Origin of the sequence: Cohnella sp. (genome assembly GCF_041640265.1) — a bacterium.
In the GTDB taxonomy this organism is placed as follows: Bacteria; Bacillota; Bacilli; order Paenibacillales; family Paenibacillaceae; genus Cohnella.
Window position 1 is genome coordinate 253,122 of record NZ_JBEQAP010000001.1, and the last position, 24,916, is coordinate 278,037.

The 24,916-nt window shown below is 46.6% G+C and carries 22 protein-coding genes; 7 read left to right on the forward strand and 15 right to left on the reverse strand.

Features of this window, described 5'->3' with window-relative positions; genetic code table 11:
- Positions 1-95: 95 nt before the first annotated feature.
- The 6 genes from ACESLK_RS01225 to ACESLK_RS01250 all read right to left on the reverse strand — a co-directional run bounded on the left by ACESLK_RS01225 (position 96) and on the right by ACESLK_RS01250 (position 4,072).
- Positions 96-329: a hypothetical protein gene (locus tag ACESLK_RS01225; protein WP_372660960.1), complete on the reverse strand. Its 234-nt coding sequence runs from the start codon at positions 327-329 to the stop codon at positions 96-98.
- 23 nt (positions 330-352) lie between these two features.
- Positions 353-1,588 carry a hypothetical protein gene (locus ACESLK_RS01230; RefSeq protein WP_372660963.1) on the reverse strand — a complete coding sequence of 412 codons (1,236 nt, stop codon included), beginning with the start codon at positions 1,586-1,588 and terminating at the stop codon, positions 353-355.
- Between the two features lie 11 nt (positions 1,589-1,599).
- The gene (locus ACESLK_RS01235) at positions 1,600-2,430 is read right to left on the reverse strand and encodes a hypothetical protein (RefSeq protein ID WP_372660966.1); all 831 of its coding nucleotides are present in this window, start codon (positions 2,428-2,430) and stop codon (positions 1,600-1,602) included.
- Positions 2,427-3,116, reverse strand: a complete 690-nt coding sequence (locus tag ACESLK_RS01240; RefSeq protein ID WP_372660969.1) for an ABC transporter ATP-binding protein — start codon at positions 3,114-3,116, stop codon at positions 2,427-2,429. Before ACESLK_RS01240 ends, ACESLK_RS01235 begins: the two co-directional genes overlap by 4 nt.
- Positions 3,109-3,540, reverse strand: a complete 432-nt coding sequence (locus ACESLK_RS01245) for a GntR family transcriptional regulator (RefSeq protein ID WP_372660971.1) — start codon at positions 3,538-3,540, stop codon at positions 3,109-3,111. The genes ACESLK_RS01240 and ACESLK_RS01245 overlap by 8 nt, the downstream gene beginning before the upstream one ends.
- Before the next feature lie 148 nt (positions 3,541-3,688).
- Positions 3,689-4,072, reverse strand: coding sequence for a hypothetical protein (locus ACESLK_RS01250; protein ID WP_372660974.1), 384 nt, complete (start codon positions 4,070-4,072; stop codon positions 3,689-3,691).
- On the opposite strand from ACESLK_RS01250, the gene ACESLK_RS01255 reads away from it, so the two are divergent.
- Entirely contained in the window at positions 4,044-4,520 is a 477-nt protein-coding gene (locus ACESLK_RS01255; RefSeq protein WP_372660977.1) for a hypothetical protein, read from the forward strand. The two genes, ACESLK_RS01250 and ACESLK_RS01255, sit on opposite strands and share 29 nt — an antisense overlap.
- Here ACESLK_RS01255 and ACESLK_RS01260 read toward each other — a convergent pair.
- The 6 genes from ACESLK_RS01260 to ACESLK_RS01285 all read right to left on the reverse strand — a co-directional run bounded on the left by ACESLK_RS01260 (position 4,510) and on the right by ACESLK_RS01285 (position 15,017).
- Positions 4,510-5,343 (reverse strand): GNAT family N-acetyltransferase, encoded by an 834-nt coding sequence (locus ACESLK_RS01260; protein ID WP_372660980.1) that lies wholly within the window; start codon positions 5,341-5,343, stop codon positions 4,510-4,512. The genes ACESLK_RS01255 and ACESLK_RS01260 overlap by 11 nt on opposite strands.
- Positions 5,344-5,558: 215 nt before the next feature.
- Positions 5,559-7,526 (reverse strand): stalk domain-containing protein, encoded by a 1,968-nt coding sequence (locus ACESLK_RS01265; protein ID WP_372660983.1) that lies wholly within the window; start codon positions 7,524-7,526, stop codon positions 5,559-5,561.
- An 832-nt stretch (positions 7,527-8,358) separates the two neighbouring features.
- The gene (locus ACESLK_RS01270) at positions 8,359-12,039 is read right to left on the reverse strand and encodes a glycoside hydrolase (protein ID WP_372660986.1); all 3,681 of its coding nucleotides are present in this window, start codon (positions 12,037-12,039) and stop codon (positions 8,359-8,361) included.
- Between the two features lie 316 nt (positions 12,040-12,355).
- Positions 12,356-13,036 (reverse strand): protein kinase family protein, encoded by a 681-nt coding sequence (locus tag ACESLK_RS01275; protein ID WP_372660989.1) that lies wholly within the window; start codon positions 13,034-13,036, stop codon positions 12,356-12,358.
- 314 nt (positions 13,037-13,350) lie between these two features.
- Positions 13,351-13,524: a hypothetical protein gene (locus ACESLK_RS01280; protein ID WP_372660992.1), complete on the reverse strand. Its 174-nt coding sequence runs from the start codon at positions 13,522-13,524 to the stop codon at positions 13,351-13,353.
- A 17-nt stretch (positions 13,525-13,541) separates the two neighbouring features.
- Entirely contained in the window at positions 13,542-15,017 is a 1,476-nt protein-coding gene (locus ACESLK_RS01285; RefSeq protein ID WP_372660995.1) for a hypothetical protein, read from the reverse strand.
- Positions 15,018-15,175: 158 nt separating this feature from the next.
- Here ACESLK_RS01285 and ACESLK_RS01290 point away from each other — a divergent pair, with 158 nt between their 5' ends.
- A complete protein-coding gene (locus ACESLK_RS01290) occupies positions 15,176-15,379 on the forward strand; it encodes a hypothetical protein (RefSeq protein WP_372660999.1) in 204 nt (67 codons plus the stop codon).
- Positions 15,380-15,391: 12 nt separating this feature from the next.
- Here ACESLK_RS01290 and ACESLK_RS01295 read toward each other — a convergent pair whose 3' ends face one another.
- The gene (locus tag ACESLK_RS01295; RefSeq protein WP_372661002.1) at positions 15,392-16,306 is read right to left on the reverse strand and encodes an NAD(P)/FAD-dependent oxidoreductase; all 915 of its coding nucleotides are present in this window, start codon (positions 16,304-16,306) and stop codon (positions 15,392-15,394) included.
- A 53-nt stretch (positions 16,307-16,359) separates the two neighbouring features.
- Positions 16,360-16,845 carry an RrF2 family transcriptional regulator gene (locus ACESLK_RS01300; RefSeq protein WP_372661005.1) on the reverse strand — a complete coding sequence of 162 codons (486 nt, stop codon included), beginning with the start codon at positions 16,843-16,845 and terminating at the stop codon, positions 16,360-16,362.
- Between the two features lie 194 nt (positions 16,846-17,039).
- Here ACESLK_RS01300 and ACESLK_RS01305 point away from each other — a divergent pair, with 194 nt between their 5' ends.
- The 5 genes from ACESLK_RS01305 to ACESLK_RS01325 all read left to right on the forward strand — a co-directional run bounded on the left by ACESLK_RS01305 (position 17,040) and on the right by ACESLK_RS01325 (position 23,835).
- Entirely contained in the window at positions 17,040-18,830 is a 1,791-nt protein-coding gene (locus tag ACESLK_RS01305) for a cache domain-containing sensor histidine kinase (protein ID WP_372661008.1), read from the forward strand.
- Between the two features lie 16 nt (positions 18,831-18,846).
- Positions 18,847-20,478 (forward strand): response regulator transcription factor, encoded by a 1,632-nt coding sequence (locus ACESLK_RS01310; protein WP_372661011.1) that lies wholly within the window; start codon positions 18,847-18,849, stop codon positions 20,476-20,478.
- 158 nt (positions 20,479-20,636) lie between these two features.
- Positions 20,637-21,971 carry an ABC transporter substrate-binding protein gene (locus ACESLK_RS01315; RefSeq protein WP_372661014.1) on the forward strand — a complete coding sequence of 445 codons (1,335 nt, stop codon included), beginning with the start codon at positions 20,637-20,639 and terminating at the stop codon, positions 21,969-21,971.
- Positions 21,972-22,060: 89 nt separating this feature from the next.
- Positions 22,061-22,936 carry a carbohydrate ABC transporter permease gene (locus ACESLK_RS01320; RefSeq protein ID WP_372661017.1) on the forward strand — a complete coding sequence of 292 codons (876 nt, stop codon included), beginning with the start codon at positions 22,061-22,063 and terminating at the stop codon, positions 22,934-22,936.
- A 2-nt stretch (positions 22,937-22,938) separates the two neighbouring features.
- Positions 22,939-23,835 (forward strand): carbohydrate ABC transporter permease, encoded by an 897-nt coding sequence (locus tag ACESLK_RS01325; RefSeq protein ID WP_372661020.1) that lies wholly within the window; start codon positions 22,939-22,941, stop codon positions 23,833-23,835.
- A gap of 141 nt (positions 23,836-23,976) precedes the next feature.
- Here ACESLK_RS01325 and ACESLK_RS01330 read toward each other — a convergent pair whose 3' ends face one another.
- The gene (locus ACESLK_RS01330; protein WP_372661023.1) at positions 23,977-24,279 is read right to left on the reverse strand and encodes a hypothetical protein; all 303 of its coding nucleotides are present in this window, start codon (positions 24,277-24,279) and stop codon (positions 23,977-23,979) included.
- Positions 24,280-24,916: the final 637 nt, after the last annotated feature.

Below are 24,916 nucleotides of genomic sequence, written 5' to 3' on the forward strand. Positions count from 1 at the left end.
CGTTTTAAAAGTAATTGTTTACCGAGCCAAGCAGACTGCCGAGGCGTCCCATATAAAGGCATTCCCTCATTAAGCGAAACAAAAAGGGCAACGCTTCAGCGCGTCTGCCCGTTTTGTTTTACCGCAAAAGAATGCTTGACCGCGAACCGTTTCATCAACTCGCGCTGGGCTTCTGCCGCTCCGGCAAGGAACGCCGGCGTCCGGCCTGCCTCAAGCAGCGCGCGCTTGGCTGCCTCCGCGGCCAGCCCGTCGTCGCACAAAATATAATGCGCGACCTGATAGCAGAAGTCCTCCAACCGCCGCAGCGTCTCGATTCTTGCATCCGGCATCGCCGGAGTCGCCTTCGCAGCCGTCATGCACGGAATTTCAGATCTAGCAGCGTTAACTGCTTAATCGCCTCTTCCGCTTCGGACACGGGTCCGGCATATACAGCCTTTCCTTTATAAAGCAGCGCCCCATTCTCCCAGTCGAGCACTAAGGCAATCGGTAGAGAGCTCTGCTGCGCCGCCATATAAATTTTGCCATCCCTGAACCGAGTCATACCCATCTGGGTAACGCCGAGATCCTCCGCAGCGATGATCAATTCCTTGTCGATTTTGCCGGAGACCAGATCATACGCGAGAATAATTATGCGCTTCTCATGGTTCGTGACCACAACAATACGATTGTCCGCTACTGCGATATTCTCGTTCCACTGCTCGTTTAATCCGGTGAGCGGCACCTGGAGCTTTGTCATTTGGCCCGTTTTGTAGGAATAGCCGTAGAGCGTGGATTTCATGATGGTTTGCCTCTCCGAATCCACCGCGTTACTTATGGAATTCTCCTCGGTCAATCCATCCTGTGCAATGTTTTCACGCACCCTTAGAACTACGTAGCCGCTTGGTGTCGTGAATCCATCGGCCGTTACGGCATCGACCATCGCATTCTTAGGCCTGTCGATACTAGGCTCGAGCTTCTGTTGGCGAAGCAAGCGACCGCTCGACAAATCGATCACATTGTCGAAGTAGGCTTGGCTCGGCATCTTATCTCCCATAGCAAGGTAATACGTCGTCAGCACGTGGAGTTCATTCCCTTGACGTTGCACGTCCACCGCATGCATACGTGACAATCCCTCTTGAACGGGTAGTTCGGTCACAAAGCGTGCCGTTTTTCCCGATGCCAGATGGAGATGTTCAATCTTTAACGTGTTCGAGGTCTCGGATGCCGCTTCTGCATAGACCGCCCATTCGCCATCAATTAGAAATCCGTCCGGAATACCTTTTCCCCGCATGAATTGGCGGTGTTTCTGTTTCAGCTCCCGGAGACCCGGCACTTCGCCCATCCACGACCGGGCCGAAAATACGGTATTTTCGTAGAAAGGCCGTCTGCTGTAATAACGGCTGCCGTCGGTGGAAACGGTCAGAAATTGAGAGCGAAATCTGCCGCCGTACAAGCCGGATAGCTCGATCTCCAACCCGATCCGGCTGTCGCCTTCTACCTTCACAAGCTTGTATTCCGGCAACCGGTCTGTTGCCGCGTATACATAATACCCCCCAACACCTCCTGCAGCGAACAGCAGTAGAAGTACAGTCAATACGTATCGCTTCATGATGCTCCTCCTCATACCGTAATCTTCCGCGCCAGCAGCCGGAGTCCCAGCCACACCGAAAGGACCAGCAGCAATGCGGCGATGACCAGTACAATGGCGATAATTTCACCGGGATAGAGATACGCGCCCGGATTTTCGATGCCCAGCGTTGTCAGAGGAACAATAACGGCTGCAAAGCATCCGGCGGCGTACAGAATACCGTACAGGATGCCGATCCGCCGGTAGCTGCGCTCCAGAAGGATTGATGTGAACAGCACCAACACGGCAAGTACGCCTACCCCGTTATTAAACACAAACTGGCCAAACTGATGCGGCAGCAACATATCCAGTGCCTGATTGGCCGATACCGCGTCCGCAAAATGAGACGACCCGCCTTGTTCGGATGGAACGATCCAGTTGAACACCATATTTTCGACAATCAGAAGAAGCAGTTGAAACGAAAGCATAACAAACATGAATATCAGAATGGCCGTAAGCTTAGCAAGGTAAATATTCCGCCTTTGTGTCGGGAGCATAAGCAGCCGGTATACGAACGTATGGCGGCCCACCCAGTCGCGGTACCAGATGAAGAAGATATACAGACTCAGCACTGTGATGCTCATAAAGACCGGGACTAAAAACCAGAACTGCGCGCTCGACATCGCCCAGGCAAACGTCAGCTCATGAAATACGTAGTCGGTCTTCTCCGGCCGCAGCATTAACGTTTCCCTCAACTTCAGCTCTTTGGATACGGTCCAGAACAGAGCACACAGTTGGACGATCGCCGTCACGCCCATCAATCCGGCAAGGATATACCGGAATCGGCGAACCTCCATATGAAGCAGCTTGAAAAAATGGTTCATGCCTGGTACACCTCCCTCATGATGTCGATGACCGATTTGCCTTCGTCGGAACGTACCTGCTCGCAATCGAATTCCCGGCTGACAACGCCGTCGTGCAGCAGCACAGCTTTATCAATCAGGTGCTCCATCTCACTGACCTCGTGTGTGGTGAGCAGGACGCAGCGATCTTCCACAAGCTCGCTTGAGAACACCTCCGTGATCGACTCCCGGCTGAACATATCGATGCCCGAGAACGGCTCGTCCATCAGCACATAACCGGCATCCTGTGCAAGGCCCAGCACGAGATTGAGCTTGGCGGCTGTTCCTTTGGACAGATTGCCCACCCGTTCACTCCGGTCAAGCCTGAAATACTTCATCAGCTCATCGGCCCGCCCCGGATTCCAGCTCCGGTAGAAATCGGCCATGAATTGCAGTGTGTCGGCCAGCTTCATGCCAGAAGGCATCGTCAGGTGATCCGGGACAAAAGCGACCTTCTCGTACAGAGCGGGGTGCAGCGATTGACCGTCAATACGGATCGTTCCCTTCGCAATCGGCGTCAGTCCCATGATCGCCTTCAGCACCGTCGATTTGCCCACGCCGTTCGTACCAATCAGGCAGGTGATCCGCCCTTTCTCGGCGGTAAACGATACCCCGTTCAGCACGTTGCGCCTGCGGTATCGCTTATAGATGCCGTCGACCTCAATCATGATCCGCCCCTCCTTCACGCACGGCGCTGTCAGCCGTTCTGTCGTGCTCGTATTTTCTCTTCACCAGCTCGAGCAGCTCCTCCACCGGCGCATCGATCCTCCGAACCGATGCTACGAAAGCCTCTACAGCCTCCGCGAGCAGCTCCGACCGGATCTCTTGCAATACCTCGGCCTTTGTCGTTATCCGGCTCGGCGAATTCCCCTCCGTCACAATCAACTGCTGCTCCTCCATTTCCTTGTATGCCTTCTGTGCAGTGTTCGGATTAATTTTGAGTAGTAACGCGAGTTCTCGTCTCGAAGGAATGACTTGGCCGGCCTCCATACGAAAGATCGCAATCTGCTCCTTGAAATGCCGGACCACCTGCAGGTAGACCGGGTCCCGATTGTTGAACGTTACCTGGCTCCAGCTGTCATGGTTTGTCATCCAGCTCCCTCTTTCCTTCATTTGTAAGTGTGTGTACTAAGTAGTTCATACATCACATTCGTATTATGCCCTTAATACACCCCTCTGTCAACATATAGCATAAACGTAATAAGAAGGCATACCGAAGAGCCTCCAAATTAGATTATTGTTAATTTACTTCTATAACAAAGTTATAGAAGGCATCTCCATGGGATACGTTTTCTACCTCTTCATCCATCCACCATACTCCATAGTTATAATAATATATCCCTTTTTGTATAGGTGCGCTAATGCGATTACCTTTCAACTCAACTTCTGTCCGTTTGTCTTCATTGATTTGTGTGACATGAAATTGGTTCGGCTTTGGTTCATAATCCATAACGAACTTTATAACAACACCTGGTTTTACGGAAATTGGCGTTTCCCCTTCTAAGAGTTCAACTGGACCAATCGTATCCACGCATCCTGTACTCCAGCAATATGTTCCAAGAATCGTTTCGTATTTCTGATCCTCAATCTCAATCATGACATTCGGTGGTTTTTCCCCAACCATACCTCTATCTCCTGGTCGTTCATTAACCGAGTACGAACTGCATGAAGTTACCAAAAGCAAAATAAGTAGACACATAAAGAATGTTTTCATTACCTTTCACTCCCTTACACTTAAAAACGAAGGTAAGGCTAATAAGTTGCAAACCCAGGCTGAACGCATTGGAGCAGTTTCCTTTGGCGTTTGTGTGCTTATGATTCTGATGGCGATATTTCGTCAATTCTTTTCAAAATCCTTTTTTCGTGGATTTACAGTTGCCACAGGGCTATTCTTAAGCTTTGATATTGTTGTCTTTCACTGGATTTTTCAACTTCATCGTATTACAAATGGATCGGAAGCCAATTGGTTGGAACCCATTTTGGTTATGGCGGGTACGACATTTGTAGGGTATGGAGTAATAAAGGAAAATTCGGATAATAAGTCCCGAACAGAATTTACGGTTACGTTATAGCTTTAAGTTGATACGTATAGTAATCTTGTGCATGTACAGCTTTGAAACCAACAGATTCATATAAACCTAAAGCATGGTCATTTTTCGTTTCGACTTCTAAATGTACTGAATGACCAACTGATCTTTGATCTTTGATGACTCGACGCAATACTTTTCTGCCGATTCCTTTACCTTGCTGCTCTGGTAAAATCGAAAATCCATAAATCCACGCTTGCCCAGCCCTTAAACTCACCCGAATTTTCCCTACCGTTTCTTGGTTCACTTCGATCATTAATATACTTGTGTCTACATCTCCGATGGTCTTGCTTTCCATCGCTTTAGCATCTTCATCGTCCAAACCGAACGCTGTAACAGATAAACGCACACGCATGTCATAATCATCTGCTGTTGCTTGTCGCAGAATAATACCGTCTACTTCTTCTAGAAACCTTTCTTGCCACTCCATTTGATGTTCTGAGAAGGCATAATCAGCGCCATATTTATTCAAAAAAGCTTTTGCTGCATCTGATCCCGCAGGTGCGTTTAATAAAATTTTTTTGTATTTGTTTTCTTTGACTGTTTCCATTCCTTGTTGAAACAATCGATGGAAATGTCCCTTCCGTCGCTCACTCGGTTTAACCATACCACATACTTCGACTGTTGAACCAAAGGCATATAATCCTAAAAACGCTACAATTTCGTCTTTTTCATAATGAAGAAAGTCTAGCTGATTAGATTCGCGGTTCCCCAGCATTTCCCAGTTAAGTTTTAGTTGTAAATGATCATAGGTTTCGCACTCTTTTTGCAGTTGTTCAATATCTTGTAATTGCTGTTTCGTTAACATCGTTGTCCTCCTAGCAGTTGAGAATCCCCAAGATCCGGGATACACATATCGTCTATTGAAAAAGTATTGGCTTCAAAATGACCGTCGTTTAGCTTTGCGTGGAGTTCATGATCCTTGAGCTTTTGCAGGGCTGTTTTCAAGCTCTAGAAGCGAAATAAGCTACTATGAGTGCCAAAATAATAGGCTTCACCAAATGACAGATAGCTTCTTCAGCTTCATGAAATAGGCATCGGAATGAACAAGATATTAATGGGTAAATTGGAGCCCAGCGCCGTCAGGAACGAGATTTCGACAGTCTCATCGTTTGGGCCTGTACGATACACTGGGCATACGGTATTTTTATCCATCAGCATGCTTGTATTAGTAACGGGTACATTCAACTTATTCACCCTGAAAGCACCGGAGTATATACCACCACGTGCATTGAGTGCAATTAGCGTATTTGCTTTAACTTGAACAACCGTGTGATATACAACACCAAAATTTCCCCAGTTATTCTCAAGCTGTCCGTTCAGTTTATCGATGCCATCCAGCGCTGGATCATTCTTGTGGTCACCGAACTGGATGCGCTGTGTTTCCCCACCCAAGGTTTGAGAGATAGTCACTTCACGATCCGCACCCTGGAAGGTACCGCGAATATGCTTACCGTCACGCTCCAGAATGGGAAGCGCAGGTATTGTCATCAAAGGATCTTGACCCGTCATCACAGCGAACAACGTAATTTTAACCGATGATGAAGTATTAAGATCTGCATATGCTGATAATATTTGCCCGAAATTCAACGCCTTCGTACCAAGCTCAGGAACGATCAATTTCGTTTCACCAGGTGCTAGTGCGATTTGAGAAGTGATCCTGCTATCTTGCGAGTCCAGGTATCGAATGGCTGCCATCTTACCTGTCAATGTACCAAAGGTGTCAGGTCCTGCTTTACCCCAGGCCCCTAAGGTAATAGTAGCCGAATCCGTTAGGCTCTCGTTCGTGGCCGCCATATATATCGTCAAAGGTAAGGTGCTTAGATTCTTATGGTATAGGAAGACACGGAAGTCGCCAAGCATGGAATCCTGGTACAGAATCCCTGGCCCCGTAAGATCCTCTGGGCTGTCCGAAGCGATGAGCTTACGATCCGATACGTTGTAGGTGTATGGAATATTAGTCATCCGCAGCACCTTTGTGCCATCGATTATATATTTTTCCCCTATCGGAGTGAAGAGTTGATTGAAATCTGACTCCATGTACATAACTTCCTTAGTGATTGTAATCGTCTTACTGATTTCAGAGGAAATACCGTGTTTATCCGTAACGCGCAAATTAATCGTCTGATTACCACTGCTAAAGAATGCCGCTTTTTTATTGAACCAATCCTTAGCTACGATGGCACTCTCGTCGTCTGTCGATTGCTCAGAATAAATAATGGGTTCCCCCATCTTATATATGTCTTTATCCGTAGTAAACTGTGCTTGCGGAGGTTGATTCGGACCTAGCACGGTGAAACTAACCGAATAAGGAGCACTCCATTTTCCTGTTGAATCTTGCACGCTGCGTGTTACCGTATATGCCCCGCCTTCAGAGAAAATGGAATAATTTCCTGTCCATACTTCCGATTTGATCTCATCTGCATTCTTTGACAGGCTTGTATACGTGACTTGAGTCTCCCCTGCATAAATCTGTTGCTGGTCTACTTTAAAATCAGCAGTTGGTGAGGGTCTCCATGTAAGTGATAGCGTCCCTTTACCGGTAGTTAGTGTTGATCCGGTTGCCTTGCTCCAATCTCTCACTGCGATCATTATGCTGCCTTTGTAATTGTATGGCTTTCCTGAGACCGCCCACTTATTGCCGTTGCCAGTATAGACACTTGAACCTTCTTTGAAACGGATTTCGTGACCAAGTCTATTCGCAGTTACCTCTTTAGTAGATTTGTTGTAACTGATTGAATAGCCATATCGGGCAGTAAACATGCTAAGTGGGGCATAGGTTACGCCTTTGATGATCAAGGCAGGTTGTGCTGTCTTATATACGTTTCCATTCATGGTAACTTGCGCTTTGTTCATTGTAAGTGTTAGCACGTTGCCGTCAGTAGGTGCAGCTGCTACAGCTTGGGGATAGAGAGGCGGGATAAGAGAAACAATTAATGCGACGAACGTAAACCATTTCAACCATTGGTTCTTCTTCTGCTTTGAGTCCATTCCTTAAAATCTCCTTATAACTCTATTAAATCCATAATCTAGTATGTAACTACGATAATCATAGACGTAATAATGTTGGAGATGTTGCGAAAAATGTAATAAATAAGACCCAAGTCTCATGACTAGGGTCTTATCACTCATACTATGGCAGCTGGAGACATCGATCTGTTTAAAAACTACGACGGCACAATCAACGAACATAACATTCTCGCTGTTCGAAGGTGAGTTATAGCGTGCTTTACGGAGTACATCATTTACGAGGCGCTCTCATTGTCGCTTTTTGCGACAATGGTAGGACGTTTCTTGGTTAGGTGCTCTCATTGTCGCTTTTTGCGACAATGGTAGGACGTTTCTTGGTTAGGTGCTCTCATTGTTGCTTTTTGAGGCTGTCGATTAATTGTGGACAGTTTTAACGTGAACGTATACATGCAGAGAATGTATATGATTTTTCGGATACATTTATAGAATCCGGGCTCAAATCGTGTTTTTTGTATGAAATTTCGCATAGAATCGACTAATTCGATATGCGTTCTGCTCATTTTGTATGATTTTTCGCATTCATTTTGTGGTCTCCCGCAGATTTCCGAAGTTATGAACTGTTAATCGACGACAGCCTCTTTTTGCGACAATGATGAGATGACTATTAGTTTCAACCTCGTACGAGGGTGCTTGAAATACTGTTTGAAGATTATGCCGTCGTAGTTAAAAAAAGGAATAGATCTGCTCCCTAGACCCGGGTGACCTATTCCTGCCAGAGCCGCCAAGGCGGCTCCTTTTCAATTATATAACAAGTGTTGATGTGTCACCTATGCCTGGGTGGGGAAGGTCGATACTACTGTTCTACCTTAATCCAGCTTAACATCGGTTTCGATCCGCCTGCCTTAAGTACCTTCAAGATAAGTTCACCTTGTGTCACAACAATGCCGTCGAACGTTTGAGCTTCCCGTTTCGAGCCGATAACATAACCGGTCAGTTTCGTTTCACCATTGATCGTTAGGTTCATCGTCCGGTCGCTCGCACTCCACGGATCGAAGAACCCGACCGTCACTTTGTAAGTGCCGTTTGGAATCTGAAACCGGTAGGCAAGCCCTTTACCGTTTACATTTCCATCATATTGGCGAATGGACTCGTACGCATCGGTCGGACCCGTGTGGGCCCAGGTCGATCCGTCGTCAGCTTCATAACCCCACTTGATTCCTGTCACGGGGTCACCGCCATACGGCTGCTCTTCCAGTGTCTGTTGAGATCCGAATGTCTCGCCATCCTCCAACTGGAGAGGCGTACCATCACCGGCATCAACATAGAAGAGAACCTGGCTATCATTGCCGATTGGCGTTGCCACTGCCGGCTCCGACACCGCTTCCACACCGTCTCGCACTGCGACAACCGTAAACGAGTAGGTTACTCCGTTTTCAAGCTCGGTAACAATCGTCGAGCCCGGATTGGCGGGTATTTCAACGGAAGCGGAATCTCCTCCCGCTAAAGCCGCATAACGGATTACATACGAATCAGCACCGTCTACTTCGCTGTACTTCAGCGCCACCTGCCGGCTGCCTTCCTTCACTTGATATATTTCCGGCTTAGACGATAGGGATTCAGTGTCGCGGGTAATCTTCAAATAGGCAAATTCCGCATCAGCCCAGCTGTGAAGACCGGCACGTCCGCTTGTGTAAACCGTATCCGTAATGTCAAACACCTGATTCCCATCCATATAGGCTCTGATTCGTTTTCCGTCCAGCCGCACCTCGAGCTTGTAAAGCTCGCCTAGCACCGCTGTAAACGGTATGGAAGCCGTTAAATTTTGACCGTCCCTGCGAATAACCAGCGCTCCGTTCTCGTAGCCGAACATGTACCCTTGCGAGTAGCTGCTGCCGCGGAAGGTGATACCCCAATCTGCTCCCGGCGTCCCATGTTTGGCGACAGCCGTTATCGTTCCATCGATCAGATGTAAGCCATTGACGCCAAGTTCCCCCTGGTGATCTCCACCGGAAGTATGCTTCAACTGGCCGTTTTCGATTAGCCAATTACTAATATCCTGCTGGTATCCTGTCATATCGCCGCTCTCAAAATCGTCTTCCAGGCGGATATCCTCGGCTTTAGGCGTCACGACCGTTTCCGAGTAACCGGTACCTGCACCACCCTTGCCGACCGAGGAAACACGAACGGCAAACGGCGATCCGTTGGTTAAATCCCCCAGCGGGATGGCGGTTTTGCCGCTGCTGAAGGAAGAAACAACATCCGAACCGGAAAGGACCTGAATGGAGTAGCCCAATACGCCTTCCACCGGAGCGAATTCAAGCTGCGCTTTTCGATCACCCGGTACGGCAATGATCTTGCCGGGTGCGGACACATCCGGCTTCACTTGAAATTCTGCCGACGGAGGACTAACCTCCTGACCGTCAACCGCTTCAACGACCCCGTAATAGGTCGAGCCGTTCACCAGCCCATCGACTAAGATCGTTCCGTTCGGCGTATCGCTAGTCAGCTCATTATCGTAATGGCCTGACTGTTTGCCGTAACGAACACGATATGCGGGGACGGTTGTTTCAATATCGTAAACTGCCTTAAAGCCGCCGTCGGTACTCACTGCCGCGACCCCGGCCGGAGCCAAGAGGGCTGGTGTACCATATACCCGTTTCGACGGCGGGCCAAAGCCGAGCTTGTTTCCGGCGCGAATCGTGACATAGTAGGATTTACCGTTGTCCAAACCTTGAAGTATGAACGCGTCATCAGACATCAGCGTTAAGACTTGTTCCCGGTTGTCATTTTGCGCTCCGTATCTCACTTCGTACTCATAAGCGCCTTTCGGGGCACTGAATATGACTTTCAGACCTTTATTGGCTGGCTCCGCCTTGACATTGATGGGAGCGTCAGGTTTCTTGCTCGCCTTCACTATGTCCCCGTTCAGGGTTACAACCGAATGCGCGGGAATGACCGTTTCGAACGTTCCGTCCGCCATAGCCGCCACATCCATTGCTCGGGTAAGATCCCTGTCGGCCGAGGTTACATAAGATTTCATTACAAAGACCGTGTCGTTCTTGCCCAGTCCGCTTAGAGAAATCTTGATGCGTTTGTCGTCCTGGCTGTCGTTGACGAATACACTCGTTACCGTCTTCTCTCCGCCATGTGTATAAGCGGAACCGAGCAGACCACTCCGAGCTTGCTCGTCCAATCCCGCAAGCGCAATGCGGTCCGCGCCGGGACGGATAAATTTGCTGTAGTTACCGAGTGCCCACAAGATTTTTGACGTCAAAATGTTCTGCTTGTCCCCGGCATTATTGAAATCGGTATAAATCAATCCATCCTTATAGTCTTCTTTGGAGACCGCAGTCCACCACTGCCAAGCCGACGCGTTCGCTCGCGTCATGTCGAAATGGATCGTACGGGCAACGTGAAGAGCCGGGTTGATGCCGAGATCCCGGCCTGGGCCGTATGAACCGAGGATGCAATACTCACTCATCCAATATTTGGCCGCTTCATCGTATTTCTTGACGTTGGCATACAGTAAATCCCGAAGTTCACCAAGACGGTCGTCACCAGGGTTACTGTAATCGGACCAGTAGGAGTGGGAAGCAATTTTATTGCCAACCGCTGCCTTTAGCTCCGGATCGCCCAGCAGGTCTTTGATGTATTCGCGGTATTTTCCAACTCCCAGACTATTGGAGCCGCCTGTGTATCGTTCTTTGTTCGCGAACTGCTTATAAACTTCATCGTCGAGCAGCGCCGTAATCTCTACGCCATCGGGAGCGCTAATTTGTTCTGAGAGACCTCTGGCTTGAATCTGCCGGTACAGCTCAAGGATGACGCGTTTTATGTCGTCGTTATTATAACGATTTCCCTCCTGTCCTGCTTTGTTCCAATCCCATGTCGGTTCGTTGATCGGGCTGATGTATTGAAATTCTAGCCCTTCTTTCTTAAAATGCTCCAGTACATCTACCAAATAACCGGCAAATTCGTCTTCATACCCCTCCTTCAAATTGGTGGATCCAACGGACGAATCCGGCTGAGCGTGGCCATTTTTCGTCATCCATACCGGCGGACTGTTCGCAAACGCGATCAGCGTGTCGACGCCCCGCTCCTTGGCGGCTTTCAGAAACCATTGTTGTCCTGCCTGCTTACTCCAATCGTACTCGCCTTCCGCTGAAGATTTGAATGCTTCCGAGCGACGCCAATGATTGGTAATGATTGCTTGGTCGGTTTCCGTTGAGCCCGCCCCGATGTTGAAACGCCAAGCAGATAGTCCGATTCCTTTCTCTCGAGAGAAAAGAAGATCCGCAACCCGTGCTTTATTCTCTTCCGTCCAATACTTGCCCAACTGTTCCATCGACCATGCATCGGACGCGCCAAAGTTGTCAATTTTCTGATATTTGACCGATGCATCAATGGAAATAAACGCGTCGACAGACTGATTCTCCGCCTTTGCCGTACCGGCATTTATGCCCCCCAATAGTCCTAGACAACAACTACTGGCGAGAAGTGCGGCAGTCAGTTTCCTTAAACGTGTACGTTTCAATCGCCTAACCTCCTTGGAATAGTCTTTCACCATGCGGGTTATTCTGCTTATTACTGCTTCATTAACGTTCGGACTCGAACTCTTATGAATCTTCATGCTTCTTGGCCGCTTCACCCCCCCTTATCACTTGCTATTAATGAAACCCATTACATGAAACCGATTTCTATTTGGTTTTAAGAGAGGCGAGGGTTTATATCACCTCGCATGTAAGGGCTTTCATTTACCTATATTTTACTTCGCTGCTTATACAGTGTCAATCTGCACTTCCGCACAACGGTTAATTCCCACATGCCATATTCCGAAAAATAGTTCTAGTTCATTTGCGTTCCCCAAAGAAAAGCCGACTCACTCGTTTAGAGAAGTCTTCTATTCCAAAACTTGCCGTATCGATCCGGTTATACCAGTTCGTTATAGTTTCCAAGATCCATAACGGTACCTTTACATCGCATATCAGAGGATAAAAATGTTTGTATGACCATACCAAGTGTTCCCATCGACTATCGTTTCCTTCCTTGTTATATTCCGATACATCAAGAACTTTTCCTCTTCCCTCTTGCAAAAGCACATTCTTTAGATGAATATCTCTTGGGTTCAGCCCCTGACTCCGGACAAATTCGCGGGCGTCCTCAACGTCTTGGATCGCTTGCTCTGGAACCCGAACACCTTGTAAAAGACAATCATATAGGGTAGCTCCTTGTTCAAAACTTAAAACCAAATAGTTAGGTCCGGCTCCATAACATTGGGGGAAATACGGCGATCCTTTTAAGCGTTCGTATATACTTGCTTCCACTTCCTTTTTCTCTAATGACTGAGCGGAATACACTTTATATGCGTAATTAGGGGTGTCCGGGTAATAAAAGACCGCGGCATCCGTTCCGATGCCGATGCAACGTAAATGTTCTGAAAAACCTATAATGGAAACAGGCTTATTGTTTTCATGACCTACGACCTCAATGTCCCTCAATACTTCCTCAGCTTGTTTCCAATCTGAAATCATAACCATCTTCTCCTTGTTGTTTTTTACAAAAACTCATACTTAATGAATGATATGACTAAATATCAATGAAGATATCGTCAACCTTAGCTTTCTTAATTTCCATCTAGCCATCTTATGTCTGTAGTTAATCCTCCTTGTATTTTAACTTCCTATTTTATCTTCTGCACGTATACTCCACAATTTAGCGAAGTAAATAAAAAAATGGCCGCCGAAGCAACCGATTTTGAAGATTAAGCAATGTTATTTGCCAAATATTAACCGAAGCTCGACGGTGAGATTGTTCTCCGTATCCATTACAACTGTGTGCGGGTTGGTCATACCGAAATCATCGAACGTAACGACCGTGCTCGCTTCAAGCTTAAGACCCCCTGCTCAAATGCACCTTGTCCTGTAAAAATAACCTCCTTCGTCAATCCCTTGACGGTCATCTCTCCAGCGATAGTCAGCGGGAACGTGCCGCCTTCCGTCGACTCACTCGAATTTAGCATTTACTTTATTTTCAATATTAATAATAAACCTCGAATACTCTGATCATGCTTTTTTCTTTTCCGGAATTCCACTTACTGCCGTTCCAAGTAACCAAGCAAGGATTGCCTTCCGAATTAATAAAATTCTTATGTATTTGACCTTTCAATCTATGGCGGGATATAACTTCTAAATTTGTATTCAACAATTCTATTGTGCTTTCTCCCTTTTTGATATAAACGTTGTTTTTATTATCAACCAATATTAATTCTATGTATTCCGTACATTTTTTTCTTCTGCTTACCTGCATTGTATTCGAATCGACCATCACAATCTCATTCTGGAAAACAAATAAAGTTATCATTCCGGATTGTTTGTCGATAACAGAATCAAAGCTTGTATCACCAATATCAAGCTGAGCTAATGGTTTAAGCTCTTCATCAAAGCAAAAAAGTTTAGTACTTCTAATATCGCCTTCATTTAGGCTGCAGCAATAATACATCCGATTTAAGTTGTCAAAGAGGAAAGTATTCCAATGACAACCTCCCCACGCAGGTAGATTAATGCTAGATTCGATATGCCCTTGACGGTTAAGCTTAATTATAGTTGACTCATCATCAATCTCTGCATGCATAAAAAATTTATTGTTATGTAGAACAGGAGGAACCTTTAAGTATTTTAGTTTTAACTCCCACTTTTTTTCTTCGTCTGCTCCGATTTCAAAGATGATACTTTCAGGTCCATAACTCGAATAAATCGTGGCTCCATCTGGCGTATGTAACAATGGATAGGCGGAAGTACTTACTCTATCGAGGTCTGTTTTTTTGAGAATAAGAGATCCATCGGTCTGCAATTCATAAGTATTGGGATCATCCACGAGAAAATTCCCGTTAGCCTTAGGTAATATATACAATGATGAAGAGATCTCAGGCATTCCTTCAAATTCAGTTCTAAGTCGTAAATTGGTTTTATTTTTAATTTTACTAGCAGCTTTAGATTCATTGATATAATCCATAACCATTAATTTGGTAAACTCACGTTCGAGGTTTTCTTCGCTTGATTGACTGAAATCATGATAACCGATCCATAAAGGTACTCCAAAAAGATTTTCGAGAAGATTAGTTTTCTGCTCCAGATTCTCACATTTGAAGACTTCTTTTAGTATATTTGCAGCCCCCTCATCTAGCTCCAGATAGCGTTGAAAGCTTGTTGGATTACCCGTCTTGGCATCATAACCGTACGCATCATTAGAAACATGAAGTGCCACGGATTTTCCTCTTTGAAATATATTTAATACTAAAATATCATCGTCATAATATCCAACGGAAAGTACAGCATTATCTATTCGTTTAGAAAGTTTGCGAGCTTCCCCTTCAATTTGTCCAATTTGAAATTGTTCATGCAATACTGTAGTCCAACCTTTAGCTAGCTCCCTTACTATACAGTCTGGCATCAGCCTTTGAATTTCAGCAGGATCGATGTTTCTTATTTGAAGATTAGCAAACTTGGTTCCCATCACAACAACTCCGTTTTTAGCGCTAAATTAGATTCACCTACAGGTTACCATAATTCAGAAAAGCATGCTCCCCCACAGGGAGGGGATAAGTATACATTGCATAAAAAGAAAAACCTTCTAATTTCAGGCGAAAACGCGGTGCTTTTAGTGCAGGAATATTGGATGGAAAACAACTAGGTGTAGATACACTTCCAAGTGCAAATTTTTTCCGTTATGAAGTACATGTAATCGTTGAAGCTAGAAATCTAGCAAAAGCAAAAAACGTTATCATTTCTATGTTTCCAAAAAATTTTAAGGGGAATTTATTGGCAGCCCAACGCATAGTACACAAAGAGTTTATAGTTACTTCCATCCAAAAATGACTAAAGCACAAGCTAGCTCTGGCTATTCCAAGCCTCTGCAAGCAGCTCGCCATTGATGCCCACACCAGCCAATGCTCCCATAGAAGCGGCTGTAATCACCTGATACATTTCAGTTGCTGCATCTCCGGCACTATAGATACCCGGTACGTTCGTTTTACCAAAGCCATCGACGATGACGGTTCCTGCTTCCGTGATCTGGCAGCCTAATGCTTGCGGCAAGTCTGATCCGGCAGCAAGCTTCGGTGCAAAGAAAATCCCTGTGCATGGAATGATCGTGCCGTCCTCCAGCACAACTCGCTGCACCATACCATCGCTAGATTCGATACGCTGGATCGGCGAGTCAAATGCAGGAACGTTATGTTGCTTAAGTTCCTCGCGTTGTTCATCAGTCCACTCATCAGGTCCATCGGTGCAGATTGTATATTGGTTTGTCCATCCGGGCAGCATTTTGGCCATGTGCAACGCACTCGCTCCCTTGGCAATCAAGACGAGCGGCTGGTCTCTTAATTCCCAGCCATCGCAATAAGGGCAGACAAAGGCGCTTTTACCATACACCGCCGTTAACCCGTTTATATCCAGAGGGAGGTCCTTCATTCCTACTGCAAAGAGCAGCTTTTTGCTCCGATAGGACGTTCCCTGTGCGGTCGTAATTTGAAAATGACCATCGGTTCCCGTGACCTTCACTGCAGCATCCGCCACAAATTGGACGGAGGGATACGCGTTGATCTGCTCCATCGCAATTCGCCGAAATTCGCTCGGACTAATGCCATCTCTGGTAAGAAAACCGTGGGTCTCACGTGTAACCCGATTACGCGGACGCCCTTCATCTATAACCGCCACGCTTTTTCTTGCCCGACCCAGCACAAGAGCTGCATTCAACCCTGCTGGTCCGCCGCCGATAATACCTACATCGATAAGTTGTTCCATAATTACCATCCTCCCGGATCTACAATATCCATAATTAAAGCGCAAGAAGTTCATTACTTCTTGATTACTGCACCGTTGCTCTCGAAGGAAGCAGAGTCCAACACTCCCTGGATTGTATGCTGCTGTAAGTATTGATACATCTGCTGTTCTGCGCCGTTCATCACTTTTTTAACTAGACATTCCTTGCCTGAGCGGTCAGAAGCTTCAGGTTCCGCAGCTCCCGCTTCATAAAATAACTGATGACGCTGCGTGTTCATATTAAAGCATTCGTACAGATTCTGTCGGCCTTCGACAACGTGAATGACCTCAAGGAACGTAATTTGATCGGCTGATCGTGCAAGCTCGTAACCGCCACTCGCTCCCGTCACAGCGCGTACGATTCCATCCTGACGCAGCTTGGACATGATTTTGGACAAGTAGCTTTCCGAAACTCCGAGCAACGCAGATAATTCCTTGATTCCTACGTTGTGACCGCGCTCCTTATGAGCTAAGTGAATTAATGCGTGCAGTGCATAACCCGTGCTTTTGGAAAATTGCATGAATAACACCTTCCTTCGACACCTATTTTTGATCATTGTAGACCTGTAATATCCATAATAAACGATCCGGCTCCTTTATTCAAGCAGCGGGCATGTCGTTAAATTCATGTAAGCAGTTACACAAAAGGCAGCCTTTGTTATAATGCAAGTTAGAATGAGCTTGATTTCAGCTAGGAATAGAGGAAACATAACTGATGATTGCTTTTTCCAAGACAATGCGTCTGATCCGCCAAAGTAAAATCGCCACCCAATTAAGCCTGCTTCTCTTACTTATGATTGTATTGCCCCTGCTGCTCGTCACGTTTTTCTCTATGCGTACCTACAACTCCGTATTGCTCGAGCAAATCATCTCTCGAACTACGCAGTCGCTAGAGCAGGTGTCGTACTCCGTAGACCTGCAGACAAATCGCTTTGTCCATACGCTTGCTTCCATCTCTAACTCGGAAGATGTTATTACGGATGCCACGGGCTTTCATCGCAGTAGCGACATTGGTCTTCAGTTTATCAACAGGAAAAAACTGGATCAACGGATATCCAGTTTTTTTCATTACACCCCGGATCTCGTATCGGTCAAGTTTTATTATCATGACGGCTCAGTATACGATTATAAACAGATATTGAACAGTGAGCGGCTGCAGGCTGGGGAGGACTGGTACGAGCGTACCAAACGCTCAAACCATAAGGTCATCATGTTCGGTGCTGAGGATATGCTTAAGATTATGCCGCAAGGAGGATACGAGCTTTCTGCTTCCGTAGCGCCGGGTTACGGTCCTCCGTTCTCGGATGTTGATATCATTCAAGTGTTCCTTAACGGCAATTCGATACAGAAGCTAGTTGAAAGCCGTCAAGAGGATACCGGACAGATTTATGTGCTGGACGGTCAAGGAGCAGTCGTGACTAGCGGCGGCGGAGCAGGGACTCGTGACGAGGCGGTCTTTCAAACTTATTTGAATAACGCTCTATTAAAGCCAGACGGACATTATGTAACGGAAATCAACCATACGAAATCATTTGTTGTGTTTCTTACCTCCGATTCAGGGTGGAAATATATTCAGGTTCTTCCCTATGAGCGTGTTGTAAACCAGATTGATAAGGTCGCCCGAACGACTTTGATTGTACTTGGATTGGCTATCGCTGTATTCTCACTTGCTTCCTTGGTGTTGGTACGAAGCATTGTGAAGCCGATTGGTTCCCTTATTCAGCAAATGAATCGCATGAAAAGCGGCAATCTGGATGTGAGAATAGAGGAAGCGGGACCGCTTGAAATGAAGGTTCTTGGGGCTTCCTTTAATGATATGGTGACGCGTATCCGCGAATTGGTCAACGAACGCGAGCTTAAGGAGATGCAGCGCAACCGTGCGGAAATCGATGCGCTTCAGTCTCAGATTAATCCTCACTTCCTACTCAATACGCTAAACACGATCAAATTGATGGCTCGGATGACGCAGGCAAGGAATATCGAACAAATGACTGTGGCGCTGACCCGAATGCTCTCTTCGGCGTTCAACAGGGGCGGAAGCTATACGAAGGTGGAAGAGGAGCTTGGGCTGCTGGACCACTACTTCCATATTATGAAAATTCGATATGGAGATATATTCGATTTCGAGTATGCCATCGATCCGGACATCAGGCAGCTGTACATGCTCCGGCTTATGCTGCAGCCGATTGTCGAAAATGCGGTAATCCACGGCATTCATGGTATGGCTGGCCGGGGGCGGATTACAATTAACGGCGTTCGTGAAGATGAACGAACGATTCGCTTCGAGATCCAGGACAATGGAAGCGGAATTGCGCAGTCTAAGCTTGCAGAACTGCACAATCCATCTGCTGTGATGGAAGGCTTCAGCGGATTAGGGATGAGGAATGTCATCCAACGGATCAAGCTCAATTACGGTGAGAAGTATGGGCTCATTATTCAGAGTGAATCTGATCAAGGAACAAAAGTTATCATGACACTGCCGGTTCTGGAAAAGCCGGAGGAATAGAAAGCGGGGACCGGGAATGATAAGCATTCTTCTGGTGGACGATGAACCCATTGTACGTCTTGCTCTGCGGGAGTTAACGGATTGGGGGCAACTGGGATGCGAAATTGCTGCGGAAGCAGCTAATGGAAGAGAAGCGCTTGAGATCGTACGCAGCAATCGTATTGGCATTGTCATTATTGATCTGACAATGCCCATTATGAATGGTTTGGAGTTCTTAAAGCAGTTGAAGCATTCAGACGATTTGTCCAAGCCGCGTGTCATTGTCCTTAGCGCCTATTCCAATTACGAATATGTACGAGAGGCTTTCCTTCATGGGGCAGTAGACTATATTATCAAGGACGATCTGGAGGAAGCGGCAGTAACAGCTGTCGTTTCCAAGGCGATTGAAGCAATTGGAGAAACGACCAGAGCACATGAACGCTCGCTTAGGGAAGAGGAGAGGCTGTACGTTCAAGGCAAGGAAGCTGCTACCCGGCAAGCGTTGAATCCAATTACCCCTGAGTCAGGAGTGGAGATGCCGAGTCCACGAGTTGCGCAATGGCTGGCCGGGACCTTACAATCAACCCAGTTGATTATCTGTCTGAAGATCGACCGATCTTACGGGCTGGGAGAGAGAACTCTTGATGAAGAGCGGGAGAGATTCCTCCGGCGTTCTATTCTTCAAGTGATGGAGAGTCAGGATCGAGAATGTTATTTGATACCCCTTCAGAGCGGAGATTGGGCTATTCTGCTGCTCTTCTCTCATGAAGATAGGGTTCAACTCGTACGCCATCAGGCCTCGGACCTGCTTAACAGGCTGACAAGCCAATTGAAGCATTACATGAATTTATCAGTGTCCGTAGGCGTATCGGAACCCTGCGTTGGACATAATTTCTGGAATGAACGTTATCAGCAAGCCAATCGTCTGGCTTCTCTCCGCTACGCGACGGGACTCGGCCGCATTCATTTCCCGGAGAATTTACCAATGCCATCTAAGAGTCCGCGGACCGACACTTCTGCCGGTTTGTTCACAAACTTGCTCTACAAGCTGGAAAAGGGGAATTTGTCCTGGCGCTCGGATTGGACGGAGATTTGCAAGCTGTTGGAGCATGAGGTTCTATTCTCTCAAGAGTCTGTTCGGCGTGCATTCCGTTCCCTGCTGTGGGAGCTGCAAGCGCTGCTGCATGCATACAATCGCGATTGGTCCCAGGTGACAGAGTCGGCAATGGAGCCATTCCAGCGATTGGAGGAATGCGAGACTCTATCGGACACGCTTCGTTGGATGGATAAGATCGTTAACGATTGCGCTAATCTTGTCGATCCGGCGAGGCGAGTTGAAGAAGCCGTTCCTAGAATGATTGAGGCTGCTTGCAAATATATAGACAGAAATTTCAGCGAACCCCTTTCGTTGCAGCTCCTTAGCGAGATGGCCGGAGTTAGTGAGAGTTATTTCAGCAAACAATTCGCCAAGGAATCAGGCTGCAACTTTGTAGATTATGTAGCCAAAGTCAGGGTAGAGATGGCGAAGAAATGGATGGGCAGCGGAATGAAGCTATATGAAATCGCCGAGCGGGTCGGTTATCCGAATCAGGCCCACTTCAGCAAAGTGTTCAGAAAGGTTGCTGGAGAAACCCCACAAGAATACAGAGAGCGAATTCGCTTACGATGATAAGAATTGTGCGTTCCATCAGGTAACGCACAATTCTTTTATTCCTATTTTTGTTCAAAAAGAGAATAGAAAATAACAAGAAAAGCAATATGTAAGCGGATACGTAATCGTTAAAATGATGAATGAAAGCTATTCCTAACATATGGAGGGTTATTTTCATGAGAACGATTACAAAGAGAAAAGGCTGGCTCGCAATGATGCTGGTTACCATTATGCTGGCTGTTACGGCCTGCGGAGGCAACAGCAATACGAACAATAATGCCGCTTCATCCAGCCCCGTTGCTTCAAGTGCGGGTTCAGCAAGCCCGTCAGCGGCGGATTCGGATAAGAAGATTACATTAAAGCTTGCTATGTGGGATACAAACAACGCCTTCATTACTTATCTGACAGAGAAAGTTAAGGAATATTCGTCCGTTAAGCCTAACGTCACCGTTGAAGTTGAATCCTTCAAGAATGATGGCGATTATCTGCAAGCGATGAAGGTGCGGAACAGCGCCAACGCACTTCCGGACATTTTCGAGCTGAAGCCGAACTTCCTGAACGACTTCAAGGATGAGCTGGAACCGCTTGACGACCAGTCCTTCATTAGTACGAATATGTACGCGAAGAAATTTGCCATTGACGGCAAAGTACTGGCTGTACCGACCGTTTCCTTCCCGGAGCTCGTATACTACCACCCAAGTGTCTTCAAGGAACTGAACCTAACGGTGCCGACGACTTGGCCGCAGTTCCTCGACGTCCTGAAGAAAATCAAGGACAACAGTAAGTACATTCCTTACGCGATGGGCGGCAAGGATGGCTGGCCGAACTATCCGTTTAATGAATTTATGCCGCTGCTTGTCTCCGGCAGTGAGACGTATTTGAGCGATATTGCCAAGGAAGACGCTCCTTTCGCTGAAGGCACGCCGTTCTACAAGTCGTTTAGCCTAATCGACCAGTTGTACAGTGCAGAAGTTATGGGGCCGGATCCGCTCGGCGTTAGTTGGGATCAGGCTACCGGATTATTCGAATCCAAGAAGGCAGCAATCGTCGCAGCCGGTCTCTGGTACCTTGCAGCCTATCAATCGAAGGTCGGCAATACGGACGATCTAGCCGCATTCCCGTTGCCATACCGTGAGGACGAGAGTCAACCACTCAAGGTTATGACGTTCACCGACCACTTCTACGGCATCAATAAGAGCTCCGCCAATGTAGCAGCTGCCAAGGAATTCATGACTTGGTTCTACTCGCCTGAAGTGTATCAGACCTATATCGACACAGCCCAAATCGGTTCCGCTTTCGAAGGAATCTCGGCCAATGTACCGTTCCTGACCGATTTCTATGCGAACAATAAGGTAGAGGCACACACATACCTGCCGGGTGATGCAGCTTACACTTCGAGATCCAATGGTATTCAGCTGGACTGGAAGAAGCTCGGTCAGGAAATGATGGCCGGCAAGAAGCTGTCCGACATTGCCAAGGAAACCAACGATAAGTGGGCTAAAGCGAAATAACGATCAATTGTATATAAGAATTACGGATCTATATAACGGTGAAGGCGCCTGTGCGTCTTCACCGTTCCACGGTCCAGGGAGGCTCTGTTATGAACTATAAACGCCAAAAGCAGTTGGTTATCTTTAGCTTTCTCCTATTTCCGGTAGGTTTGCTTATGCTTTTCCTTATTTATCCGACGATCCAGCTATTCCAGTTCAGCCTATCCGATTGGAACGGGATTGCTCGTTCTTTCAACTATATCGGACTTTCTAATTACAAGCTTGCTTTCCAAACTCCTGAGGTTTGGGAGGCTTTCTCCAACAACTTCTTATACTTTTTCCTGCATCTGGTTATGGTTCCTTTGGAAATTATGATAGCCGTATTCCTGAATTCAAAAATACGCGCAAGTAACTTCTTCCGCTCCATCGTCTTTATGCCCTACATCCTAAATGGAGTTGCTGTCGCTTTTATTTTTGTATATATCTACAATCCGATAGATGGACCTCTTAATGCTCTCTTGAACGGGCTTGGTCTGGAAAGCCTTATTCAGCGTTGGCTCAGCGACGCAGAAGTCGTCAATTATTCCTTGGTCCTTGTGTCGCTATGGCGCTATTGCGGCTTCCATGTCATTCTGTTTCTGGCTGGACTGCAATCGGTGCCGAACGATCTATATGAAGCGGCAACCATTGATGGCGCGAGCAGTGTACAGAAGTTCTGGTATATTACCGTCCCTGGCATTACACGGGTTATTCAAATTGTCCTATTCCTGAACGTTCGCGGAGCGCTGCAGGTATTCGATATTCCATTCCTGATGACACAGGGCGGACCGGGTACTGCAAGCTCAACCTTCACCGTATACACATTGGAAACTGCATTTAAATTTAACAATTACGGCCTCGCTTCGGCGTTGGCCGTGCTGCTTATGCTGATCATCATCGTCATCAGCATGCTCCAAAATTTATTGTTCCGAAACCGGGGTGAATAGTCATGAGTACGAATACCATTACAAACCGCCCATCCGCATCAAGAAACAAATTTAAGAACGAAAGCAGCGGCCAACAGCTTAGCCGCGGGGCACAGACCGGCATATATGCGCTGCTGCTTGTGATCTGCCTGATTGTTCTGTTCCCTGTTGCGATCAACGTGTTCGCCGCCTTTAAGACGAGTGCGGATCTTGCTTCGTCATCTCCGCTTACACCGCCCTCCAGCTGGAGCTTCGTCAATCTGAAGATAGCGTTCGAGACGGGGAACATGCTTCGAGGTTTTTCCAATACTGCCGTTCTTGTAGTCGTAAGCGTCCTATTCAATATGCTGCTGGGTTCAATGACTGCTTATGTCATACACCGGTTTGATTTCAGACTCAAGAAGGGTATTATGGCGCTCTTCATGTTAGCTATGGTCGTTCCTTTCTATACAACGGAGGTGTCACGCTTCCAGATCATCAAGTCGCTGGGCTTCTACGACTCGCTTGGCGCGCCGTTGCTCATTTACATCGGGACTGATCTGCTGCAAATCTTCATTTACCTTCAATTTATTTCCAAAATATCCGAGCAGCTCGATGAGAGCGCGATGATTGACGGAGCAAGCTATTTCCGCATTTTCCGTTCCGTCATCTTCCCGTTGCTATTGCCTGCATCAGCAACGCTGGGCATTATCAAAGCTGTAGACATCATGAACGACATGTATATTCCTTATCTGTACATGCCGTCTGCAGAACTCAAGACACTTTCCACCGCACTCATGACCTTTGTCGGCTCACGATCAACAGACTGGAACCAATTAGCTGCGGCAATTCTGATCGTGCTGCTCCCTACGCTTGTTCTTTATTTATTCTTCCAGCGATACATCTTCTCAGGAATTGCGGAAGGTGCGGTCAAAGGTTAATCGGTTTTGTTGCGATCGATTCCGGATCCTCGTAAGAGATGAAGGTTTCGGTCGCTTTTTTATCGGTACTGACATAAAGTGAGCCCCCTCACCAGTATTCTAATCTGCCAATAGCTCAATGAGGCTGCATCGCCGGTAGTCTCATTTTTTGTCCTCATATCCCCAACGTTCCAAAAGCCATCCATATTCAGCTATATCGTTTTCATCTATTCGTCCCAATTTCATCTTCGCAACAAGAACGAGTTCATTGCGACCAGTGTATTCAAATTCCTTGTAAATCTCCTGATTCTTTTTATGAAATAGGTGGATCCGTTCAGTAAGTTCGAAATATGGCACTGTTCCTTGTTTCCATTCCAAAAACGATTGATACAATGGCTCTAAAGCTTGTTCAGTTACCAACTTGTGATATTCGTCTATTAACTCGCGTTCTTGTTGTCTTTCCACAATCTATTCTCCTTTCTTCCATTTAAGCTATCGTTATCCGTTAGTTCAGCGGCTCTTAAGCTTACCTAACAACCATCCAATTACGCAAACGCAATATGAAATAACTACACATATTAGGGCAAAATAGATGTCTGACGGCATTTCGATGAAATATCTTAACCCGTACAGTGGACCAGCGAAGATGAAGAGTGCTGGTATGCTTATTAAACCTAAGTTGCCCAAGTAACCTACGATTAACAATAAAGTTCCTCCACCCCAAAACCAAGAGGAAGCTTTGATCCCTATGTTCTTATTGTTCATAAAAAATGTACATAAAAACCAGAGGAGAATATAAAACATTGAGGAAAGTGCTTGTGAAATACTTGGCATGCTCCCCTTAAGGTAAGCACTGAAGTTTATTATCGAAAATAGAACCGAGACAGGTATAAAGATGATGATTAAATATTGAATTTTCATTATGAGTGACATAATTCTTCCTCCTCTTACGTAAGTATATTCCACCTCTTTGCCTTCAATCCTATTGAACATTCCTGCCCGTCTACTTTAATAAACAAAATAGGAGCTGCCATGAGGCAAGCTCCTGCACTATCGTTTCCGTTAACAAAGTGTGTCACATGGCATATTCATCCGCAATACT

Bases quoted from the DNA above. Each gene is read 5' to 3' on its own strand.
- ACESLK_RS01225 (WP_372660960.1), bottom strand. From the start codon at position 329: ATGCCGGATGCAAGAATCGAGACGCTGCGGCGGTTGGAGGACTTCTGC.
- ACESLK_RS01230 (WP_372660963.1), bottom strand. From the start codon at position 1,588: ATGAAGCGATACGTATTGACTGTACTTCTACTGCTGTTCGCTGCAGGA.
- ACESLK_RS01235 (WP_372660966.1), bottom strand. From the start codon at position 2,430: ATGAACCATTTTTTCAAGCTGCTTCATATGGAGGTTCGCCGATTCCGG.
- ACESLK_RS01240 (WP_372660969.1), bottom strand. From the start codon at position 3,116: ATGATTGAGGTCGACGGCATCTATAAGCGATACCGCAGGCGCAACGTG.
- ACESLK_RS01245 (WP_372660971.1), bottom strand. From the start codon at position 3,540: ATGACAAACCATGACAGCTGGAGCCAGGTAACGTTCAACAATCGGGAC.
- ACESLK_RS01255 (WP_372660977.1), top strand. From the start codon at position 4,044: ATGACATTCGGTGGTTTTTCCCCAACCATACCTCTATCTCCTGGTCGT.
- ACESLK_RS01250 (WP_372660974.1), bottom strand. From the start codon at position 4,072: ATGGTTGGGGAAAAACCACCGAATGTCATGATTGAGATTGAGGATCAG.
- ACESLK_RS01260 (WP_372660980.1), bottom strand. From the start codon at position 5,343: ATGTTAACGAAACAGCAATTACAAGATATTGAACAACTGCAAAAAGAG.
- ACESLK_RS01265 (WP_372660983.1), bottom strand. From the start codon at position 7,526: ATGGACTCAAAGCAGAAGAAGAACCAATGGTTGAAATGGTTTACGTTC.
- ACESLK_RS01275 (WP_372660989.1), bottom strand. From the start codon at position 13,036: ATGATTTCAGATTGGAAACAAGCTGAGGAAGTATTGAGGGACATTGAG.
- ACESLK_RS01280 (WP_372660992.1), bottom strand. From the start codon at position 13,524: ATGCTAAATTCGAGTGAGTCGACGGAAGGCGGCACGTTCCCGCTGACT.
- ACESLK_RS01285 (WP_372660995.1), bottom strand. From the start codon at position 15,017: ATGGGAACCAAGTTTGCTAATCTTCAAATAAGAAACATCGATCCTGCT.
- ACESLK_RS01295 (WP_372661002.1), bottom strand. From the start codon at position 16,306: ATGGAACAACTTATCGATGTAGGTATTATCGGCGGCGGACCAGCAGGG.
- ACESLK_RS01300 (WP_372661005.1), bottom strand. From the start codon at position 16,845: ATGCAATTTTCCAAAAGCACGGGTTATGCACTGCACGCATTAATTCAC.
- ACESLK_RS01305 (WP_372661008.1), top strand. From the start codon at position 17,040: ATGATTGCTTTTTCCAAGACAATGCGTCTGATCCGCCAAAGTAAAATC.
- ACESLK_RS01310 (WP_372661011.1), top strand. From the start codon at position 18,847: ATGATAAGCATTCTTCTGGTGGACGATGAACCCATTGTACGTCTTGCT.
- ACESLK_RS01315 (WP_372661014.1), top strand. From the start codon at position 20,637: ATGAGAACGATTACAAAGAGAAAAGGCTGGCTCGCAATGATGCTGGTT.
- ACESLK_RS01320 (WP_372661017.1), top strand. From the start codon at position 22,061: ATGAACTATAAACGCCAAAAGCAGTTGGTTATCTTTAGCTTTCTCCTA.
- ACESLK_RS01325 (WP_372661020.1), top strand. From the start codon at position 22,939: ATGAGTACGAATACCATTACAAACCGCCCATCCGCATCAAGAAACAAA.